This window comes from Anaerospora sp. (assembly GCF_032013335.1).
Taxonomy (GTDB): Bacteria; Bacillota; Negativicutes; order Sporomusales; family DSM-15969; genus Anaerospora.
Window position 1 is genome coordinate 21,619 of the sequence record NZ_DALZUO010000038.1, and the last position, 6,719, is coordinate 28,337.

The 6,719-nt window shown below is 44.9% G+C and carries 8 protein-coding genes; 6 read left to right on the forward strand and 2 right to left on the reverse strand.

What is annotated here, in order from left to right:
- Positions 1–18 precede the first annotated feature (18 nt).
- Positions 19–810, reverse strand: coding sequence for a biosynthetic peptidoglycan transglycosylase (locus RTR76_RS19670; RefSeq protein ID WP_312524186.1), 792 nt, complete (start codon positions 808–810; stop codon positions 19–21).
- A gap of 157 nt (positions 811–967) precedes the next feature.
- Between RTR76_RS19670 and RTR76_RS19675 the strand changes: the two genes are divergently transcribed.
- The 6 genes from RTR76_RS19675 to argJ all read left to right on the forward strand — a co-directional run bounded on the left by RTR76_RS19675 (position 968) and on the right by argJ (position 6,401).
- Positions 968–1,684 carry an N-acetylmuramoyl-L-alanine amidase gene (locus tag RTR76_RS19675; RefSeq protein WP_312524188.1) on the forward strand — a complete coding sequence of 239 codons (717 nt, stop codon included), beginning with the start codon at positions 968–970 and terminating at the stop codon, positions 1,682–1,684.
- A gap of 31 nt (positions 1,685–1,715) precedes the next feature.
- On the forward strand, positions 1,716–2,549 hold the full coding sequence (amrB, locus tag RTR76_RS19680) for an AmmeMemoRadiSam system protein B (protein ID WP_312524189.1): 834 nt from the start codon (positions 1,716–1,718) through the stop codon (positions 2,547–2,549).
- Positions 2,550–2,565: 16 nt separating this feature from the next.
- Positions 2,566–3,078: an AmmeMemoRadiSam system protein A gene (amrA, locus tag RTR76_RS19685; RefSeq protein WP_312524190.1), complete on the forward strand. Its 513-nt coding sequence runs from the start codon at positions 2,566–2,568 to the stop codon at positions 3,076–3,078.
- Between the two features lie 5 nt (positions 3,079–3,083).
- Complete coding sequence (gene amrS, locus RTR76_RS19690; protein ID WP_312524192.1) at positions 3,084–4,067, forward strand: AmmeMemoRadiSam system radical SAM enzyme; 984 nt, start codon at positions 3,084–3,086, stop codon at positions 4,065–4,067.
- 71 nt (positions 4,068–4,138) lie between these two features.
- On the forward strand, positions 4,139–5,173 hold the full coding sequence (gene argC, locus RTR76_RS19695; RefSeq protein WP_312524194.1) for an N-acetyl-gamma-glutamyl-phosphate reductase: 1,035 nt from the start codon (positions 4,139–4,141) through the stop codon (positions 5,171–5,173).
- A gap of 19 nt (positions 5,174–5,192) precedes the next feature.
- Complete coding sequence (gene argJ / locus RTR76_RS19700; protein WP_312524196.1) at positions 5,193–6,401, forward strand: bifunctional glutamate N-acetyltransferase/amino-acid acetyltransferase ArgJ; 1,209 nt, start codon at positions 5,193–5,195, stop codon at positions 6,399–6,401.
- A 112-nt stretch (positions 6,402–6,513) separates the two neighbouring features.
- On the opposite strand, the gene RTR76_RS19705 is transcribed toward argJ, so the two are convergent.
- A partial coding sequence (locus RTR76_RS19705; protein WP_312524198.1) for a hypothetical protein occupies positions 6,514–6,719 on the reverse strand: 206 nt, incomplete at its 5' end.

A 6,719-nucleotide genomic window follows, 5' to 3' on the forward strand; every position in this document is an offset into this window, starting at 1 on the left:
ACTGCTTTTTTAGTTGCATTAACGAGCTAAATTAATGGGAACTAATTTAGCCTCCAAGGCCTGATTAGGGCCAATAAAACCATGACGGACCATTGTTTGCAGTACAATTGCCTGCCGTTCTTTAGCAGCCTTGAAGTCTTCGTAAGGAGAATAAAGGGAAGGTGCATTTGGCAGCCCTGCTAATAAAGTGCTTTCAGCTAAAGTGAGTTTAGGCGGAGTCTTTCCAAAATAAACATAGGTTGCAGGACCGATACCATAAGCATTAGAGCCAAAATAAATAGTGTTTAAGTACATCTCCATAATTTCTTCTTTGGAATAACGCATCTCCATGACAATTGAGAGGATTAATTCTTCTACTTTTCGACCCATGGTGCGATCATTAGTTAAGAACAAATTCTTAATCAATTGCTGGGTAATTGTGCTGCCACCCTCCATTAGTTCACCTGACTGCATATTGACAAGAGCGGCGCGAATGATGCCCTCAATATCAAAACCCATGTGTCGGTAAAAACGATTATCTTCGACGGCAATGATTGCTTGCTGCAGTGTCAATGGTATGTCGCTTAATGGAACATAGGTCTTTTTGTTCAGCTTGGCTTCAACGGCACTTTTAAAGGCAACAACGCGATATATGCGATCCCACAAACTGGGAAACTCTTTAGCAGTTTCCTGCATTTGACCAATTTTTGCAGAGAGTTCTTTGACCGGAAGCTGCGGGCTTACGAAAGTTAGGAGCGAATTACCTGCAGCCCATAAAAAAGTCCCCAAAAATAAGATACCTAGCAGAATCAGAAAACGCCCAGTGCGCATACAATTCCTCCAGACACCAATTTAATTTTAACTAGGTTTATCTCATTATTGTAGCGTACTTGTCTCCATTTGGCTATACTTACCAGAAGCTAACCGACATAGGCTGACTATAAGTGGAATATGGTGTAGGAGAAGTAAAATGGGGAGGAAGGTATATATGCGCATTATTGCCGTCCGTCAGCGCTCTTTAAGGATTATTGCCATGTGCAGTATTGCTGTGGTTGTACTTAATCTTTTAACACTCAGGTATCTAGTATCTGATTCAATAGAAACAGTCAACCTTGCTGTACTGGAAGCAAAAACCGTTATGATAGATCCAGGTCATGGCGGCATCGACGATGGCGCAAGCGGTAATGGCGTAGTTGAAAAAACGGTTAACTTAGCGATTGCTCTGAAACTGAGAGATATTCTACAAGCAAATAATGTGAATGTGGTATTAACGCGAGATACAGATATTGATTACTATACAAGAGGGAAGGGCGGAAAACGGACCGATTTATTGCGTCGTGTAGAGCTGATTAATGCTTCAGGGGCGGAGGTGTTTATTAGTATTCATGTTAATTCGATAAAAGGAGCAGTTAGACCTGGGGCGCAGGTTTTTTACGGACCGAAATTTGCGCAGAGTAAAGCCCTGGCTGAAGTCATGCAGCAGGCTATGAAACATTTTCCCCCAGGAAATAAGAGACAAGTCAAGCAGGATAAGGATATTATTGTGTTGAATGCTCCTACAATGCCAGGTATACTTATTGAGGCCGGTTTTTTGAGTGATACCAAAGAAGCGGCATTGCTGCTGGATGACACTTATCAACAAAAACTGGCGGAGTATATTGCCAAGGGCTTAGCGTATCATTTTAGCCAAAGTGTGGGACGATAGAACGAAAAGAAGACTTCCGAAAGGAGCAATAATGTTGAATAAACTGGTTGGCTGTGCTTTTATGCCTCATCCGCCCATCATGATACCTGAAGTGGGTCAAGAACAAATCAATACTATTAAGGCTACGGTGGAGGCGGCTGATAAAGTAGCGAACACGTTAAAAGAATACAATCCTCAAACCGTAGTGGTGCTTACGCCGCACGGACCAGTTGTAGAGGATGGAGCTGTTGTGACGATTCATCCACGGCTCAGAGGCACGATGGCTAACTTCGGCTGCCCTGATGTGACATTGGGATTTGAGACAGATGGACTTTTAGTGCGCCATATCATAAAAAAGTGTGAACGTCTGGGTATTCATCTGGTAGAATTGACTGATGATCTGGCTAAAACCAACCGGATGAGCATGCAGTTGGATCATGGTGCTTTCGTGCCGTTATATTATCTGCATAAGGCAGGATTTAAGGGGCAGCTGGTACACCTATCAATGGGAAAGCTTCCTTATGAAGAAATGTATACATTCGGTAAGGCAGTGCAAGCAGCTATTGGCATGACAGATAAGCGCGTAGCTATAGTTGCTTCAGGTGATCTATCTCATCGCTTAACGGAGGATGCACCTGCTGGTTATAGTCCAGAGGGGGCTGAATTTGATCGTCAAGTCGTACAGGCTTTAAAAAATGTTGATGTGAAGGCTCTGCTTAATATGGATAGAGAGCTTATTGCGCAAGCGGGTGAATGTGGACTGCGTCCAGCCTTCTTTCTAATGGGAATATTGGGAGGCTTAGATGTGGCAGCGGAAGTATTATCCTATGAAGGTCCCTTTGGAGTCGGTTATGCGGTAGCCCAGTTTATCCCTGCTAATAAGTAGAGGGGAGTGAAATCAGGTGACGGAAAGCATGCCTGTGCAATTAGCAAGAAGAAGCCTTGCTTATTATTTGGAAAAGGGTAGCCTACTCCCTGAACCGTCAGACCTTTCAGTTGAATTGAGAACCAAGGCTGGAGTCTTTGTTTCGCTCAAAAAGCAGGGGGAACTACGTGGCTGCATTGGCACTTTTTCTGCTACTCAGCCTAACGCTGCTGCAGAAATTATTGTAAATGCAGTTAGCGCAGGGACAAAAGATCCTCGTTTCTGGCCGATTGAGCTAAAGGAATTGGCGGAACTGGTTATTTCTGTTGATATTTTGGACAAGCCGGAGCAGATCAATCATATCCATGAATTAGATCCGCAAAAATATGGTGTAATCGTTCGTAAAGGGCAGCGCAGTGGTTTGCTGCTGCCTATGCTGGAGGGAGTAGAATCTGCTGAAGAGCAAATAGCAATTGCTAAGCAAAAAGCAGGAATTACAGAAAATGAAAATGTTGAGCTGTACCGCTTTACAGTTACCCGCTATGAGTAACAGCTATGCTTGAAGCACTCTATTATGAAATTGATGATCAAGGAATAACGTGCCTGCTATGCCCCAAAAACTGTATCATCACCGAGGGAAAAACCGGTTTTTGCAGGACACGAAAAAACAGCGGCGGCAAGCTTTATGTGTTAAACTATGCCGCCTGCTCTTCTTATGCACTTGACCCTATAGAAAAGAAACCGCTTTATCATTTTTACCCTGGTAAACAAATACTGTCACTAGGTACATGGGGTTGTAATTTTTCCTGTCAGTTTTGCCAGAACTGGCAGTTGGCTCAGGCAGAACCGCAAACCATGTATGTATCTCCTGAGCGAGCTGTCGTTATGGCACAACAAGCTGGCAAGGATAATATAGGTATTGCCTTTACCTATTCAGAGCCGAATGTCTGGTATGAATATGTTTTAGATACAGCCCGGTTGGCTAACAGGGAAGGTCTGAAAACTGTCCTAGTTACCAATGGCTTTATTAATAATAATCCGCTAAAGAACTTGCTGCCCTATGTGGACGCAATGAATATTGACCTTAAGGCTTTTTCCGATGCGTATTATCAGCGAATCTGTGCCGGAAAGCTGGACAATGTTAAACAGACCGTCGAGCGGGCTTCACGGTATTGTCACGTTGAGGTTACGACGTTACTTGTACCTGGGCTCAATGACTCTACGAAAGAAATTGAAGCACTGGCCAAATGGCTCGGTTCTGTTAATCACAATATACCACTGCACTTTTCCCGCTATTATCCCAATCATCGCATGGGTATTCCGCCGACACCTGTAGCAACATTGGAAAAGTCTTATCAAATTGCCCGTCGCTATTTAAACTATGTATATTTAGGTAATGTAGAAAGCAGATTTTCTAATACATATTGTCCTGCCTGTGCTGCACTGCTTTTGGAACGCACTCATACTATAATCAGCTATTTGACACAGGATAAGACATGCCCAAATTGCGGAAGAGCGAGCGATATCTCATTTTTTTAATTGCATTATTATCCATGAATTTGTATAATTAATCATAAGAGCAATAATTAAGAGTAAAGGGGGCACCAACTATGAAAGTCAGCATTATCGGCGCAACCGGTTATACCGGCGAGGAATTGCTGCGATTATTGTCCAGTCATCCGCAAGCTGAAATCGTCGCTATCACATCAGAAAGTCAGACTGGTGCAGCCATATCGGAAATATATCCCCATTTGCAGCCGTTTTATGATCATAAATTAGTGAGCATGCAGCAGCTTGATGACATCGCCGCACAAAGTGATGTCGTCTTTATTGCCTTGCCTCACGGGCATGCGATGGAAGCCGGTAAGAAAATTGTTGCTAAGGGAGCAAAGGTTATTGACTTAGGTGCCGATTACCGCTTTCGCGATACAAGCGTATATGAAAAGTGGTATAAACTGCCCCATACCCATAAAGAGGCAAAGGCTGTATACGGTTTAACTGAGTTGTACCGTAAAGACGTGAAAGGTGCAACTATTGTAGGGAATCCCGGCTGTTATACGACGGCTAGCATATTAGCGGTGGCACCTCTTCTTAAGCAACAGCTTATTGAACCGAATTCTGTTGTGATTGACGCGAAGTCCGGCGTATCAGGAGCTGGCCGCAGTCTTGGTCTTAACAGTCACTTTACGGAAGTATTTGAAAACGTAAAAGCATATAACATTGCCGGGCACCGCCATACGCCTGAAATTGAGCAGGCGTTAGGCGAACTTGCAGGCAGTGAAATCTTTATAAATTTTACACCGCATCTCATTCCCGTTGCCCGGGGCATTTTAAGTACCTGCTATGGAACCCTGAAAAGCGGTGTAACTCCGGCTCAGGTAGATGAGGCTTTCAATAGCCTTTATCAAGAAGAGTACTTTATTCGTCTGCTTGGACGGGGTGGCTATCCGGCTACTAAAAATACCAGGGGTTCTAATTTTTGTGATATAGGCTGGCATATTGATCCCCGGACTAACCGGGTAATTGTCGTGTCGGCTATTGATAATCTGGTAAAAGGTGCTGCCGGTCAAGCCGTACAGAACATGAATGTTATGTTTGGACTCGATGAGCGGCTGGGACTTACTCAGGCACCTTTGTATCCTTAAATAGAGGGGCGTGTAAATTGTGTTAACAACTATTACAGGCGGAATAACTTCACCAAAAGGCTTCAAGGCTGCAGGTGTTAAAGCTGGTATAAAGCAAAGCGGTAAAGAAGATGTCGCTGTTATTTATAGTATTGTTCCTGCTGCTGCGGCTGCTGTATTTACCACTAATGATATGGCTGCCGCGCCGGTCATCATATCAAGAGAGCACATCAAAGGCGGCGTATTATCCGCGATTGTAGTCAATTCCGGCTGCGCAAATGCCTGCACCGGCGAACAGGGGATGATCAATGCACAGGAAATGGTTAAGCAAACTGCAGAATTGCTTGCTATTTCACCGCAAACCGTGCTTGTCTCCTCCACAGGAATTATTGGGGTTAACTTACCCATGGATAAAGTTGCAGCAGGTATTCATCAAGCTGTAAGCCAATTATCAGTAGAAGGCTATGATAATGCCATGCAGGCAATTATGACGACCGATACGTTTGCCAAGACCATAGCGTATGAATTCACGCTGGGAGATGTGCCTGTACGGATAGCTGGCATTGCCAAGGGGGCAGGCATGATTCACCCTAATATGGCAACTATGCTCGGCTATATCACAACTGATGCCGATATCAGCAGTCCTCTTTTGAAAAAAGCGCTTGATCAGGCTGTCAGTCTTACCTTTAATATGATAACCGTTGATGGTGACACTAGCACGAATGATACGGTATGCGTAATGGCTAACGGCCAGTCAGGCAATTCATTGATTGACAGCGAAACTGATCCTAATTATCTGTTGTTTGTTGAAGCGCTGCAAACCATATGCCGTTTTCTGGCACAGCAAGTTGTGCGAGATGGAGAAGGGGCAACAAAATTTCTTGAAATCACCGTTAAAGGAGCATTAAGCTTCGAGCAAGGCAAAAAAGCGGCAATGAGTATTGCTAAATCGCCATTGGTTAAAACGGCCTTTTTTGGTCAAGATCCCAATTGGGGGCGGATTTTATGTGCAGTAGGTTATTCGGGTTCTAATGTTCAGCCTGCCCGCACGTCTCTCTCTATTGGTGGTGTGACCATTGTTGAAGCTGGTCTTGGCGCCCGGTATGACGAAGCTGCGCTGAGAAAAGTAATGAGCGAGAAAGATATTACTGTAGTAGTTGATCTGGGGCTGGGTGAAGCAGAGGCAACGGTATGGACGTGTGATTTTTCGTATGAATATGTAAAAATAAACGGCGAATACCACACTTAAAGAGGCGGCCGCCGATAAGGCCCCATCTGCGTTGGAGAGACGGCCGCCGATAAGACACCATCTGCGTTGTTGGGGGCAAAGCGTCGAGCTTGCCGTACCCTATGTACTGTCTTCACTCGCCGCTTTGCCCCCTGCCTAGCAGCGGAGCCTTCTCGACGGCCTGAGCTTGGTGGCAGGAGACGGAGGGACGGGGGACCGCGGGCATAGCGGCAGTTGGGTGTGATAAGGCTCCCCTGCGGGGTGCACAACTAAGTAAGGGCAATGGGCGATCAGCTTCAATGTCATTGCGAGGAGTGCAGCGACGTGGCAATCTCATCT

Coding starts and splice junctions, on each gene's coding strand:
- RTR76_RS19670 (WP_312524186.1), bottom strand. CDS start 810: ATGCGCACTGGGCGTTTTCTGATTCTGCTAGGTATCTTATTTTTGGGG.
- RTR76_RS19675 (WP_312524188.1), top strand. CDS start 968: ATGCGCATTATTGCCGTCCGTCAGCGCTCTTTAAGGATTATTGCCATG.
- amrB (WP_312524189.1), top strand. CDS start 1,716: ATGTTGAATAAACTGGTTGGCTGTGCTTTTATGCCTCATCCGCCCATC.
- amrS (WP_312524192.1), top strand. CDS start 3,084: ATGCTTGAAGCACTCTATTATGAAATTGATGATCAAGGAATAACGTGC.
- argC (WP_312524194.1), top strand. CDS start 4,139: ATGAAAGTCAGCATTATCGGCGCAACCGGTTATACCGGCGAGGAATTG.